Annotated in this window: 1 pseudogene; it reads right to left on the minus strand. The window is 63.0% G+C overall.

The annotated features are described in order from the left end of the window. A pseudogene (locus tag RCCGE510_RS32450) lies at positions 1–1,284 on the minus strand (conjugal transfer protein TrbE); the annotation flags it as partial.

A 1,284-nucleotide genomic window follows, 5' to 3' on the forward strand; every position in this document is an offset into this window, starting at 1 on the left:
GCTGGCGACCTGCATCAGCGGTGGCGAGCCGGTCGGATAGAACGGGCATGGCGCGACCGGACTTCCGGACCAGACCGAGTTGAGCGGCACGAGGTCGGCAAGATTGCGGGTGTTGATCAGCGGCTCGCGAATATTGGCATAGGAGACGCCGGGCAGGCTGCCGAGAAACGCGTCTGTCGCATTCAGCGTCTCGATCCGGGCGCCAAATCCTTCGGCCTGAATCAGCCGGCGGATCGCCTCGCACTTTTCCTGGAGGCGCAGTTGGTCGTCGTCGAAGAGGACAATGACTGGCGTGTAATAGCCGTAGGAGACGAGCTGCGAGGCGGCTTCCGCGATAGCGTCTTCGGATTCGGCCACCATCAGTATGGCGTCCTGATCGAGCGAGCGGCTCTGCGTCTGAAACAACTGGTCGAAGAAGGGCCGGACCTTCTGCTGCCATTTCTTGCGGGTGCGCTCGAGTCGAACGCGGGCTTCCTGTTCATCGAGAAACACGAAGCGGCTCGACCAGCGATAGGTCAGCGGCATGAGATCGAGAGAGTTGAGAATGCCCGGCCAGCTTTCGGCCGGCAGCCCATCGATTGCCACAACGCCGAGAAAGCGGTTCTCGATGGTCGGCGTCAGGCCATGCTGCAGCTCGGCCGTGACCAGCCAGTCGAGGTACATGGGAATGTCCGGCAAACGCACCGGATGGTTCTCGCCGGTAACGCAGAAGCGGATGAACTGGAAGAGCTCGTCATAGCGCGCAACGCGAAACCCGCCGCGCTCTTCCGTCTCCTCGGTGACCATGCGCCGGATCGTTACGACGTTCGCGAAATACTGTTCGACCTCGCGGATTGAGGTCCGGAAACTATCCAGCGCGCTATCGGCATAGGTCGCAGACCGGCTGCCCGCATCGGCATAGACGTAACGGGTCAGGCTCGAGCGCCGCGGCTCCGGCGGCCGCCAGGTCAGGATCAGCGCATGCCGGCTCTCGAAATGTCCCCGCTCCCTTTCGAAATGCGCCCGGCGCTCCGCGTCGATGGCGCGCGTGACAGGATCGGGAAAATGGCAGTCGGCTTCTGTGGCATAGTCGATGGTGGGCACGCGGGCCGCCTCCACCTGGATCATCCAGCCGGAACCGAGGCGCGACAGGATGGCATTGATCTGCCGGCTGACCTCATTGCGCTCGGCATCTGTCGAGCTCTCGCTGTCGGGACCGGCGAAATACCAGCCGGCCATCAGGCTTCCATCCTTAAGGAGCATGATGCCGTTGTCGACCAGGCCGGCATAGGGAACGAGGTCGGC

Origin of the sequence: Rhizobium sp. CCGE 510, from assembly GCF_000292525.1 — a bacterium.
Classification (GTDB): Bacteria; Pseudomonadota; Alphaproteobacteria; order Rhizobiales; family Rhizobiaceae; genus Rhizobium.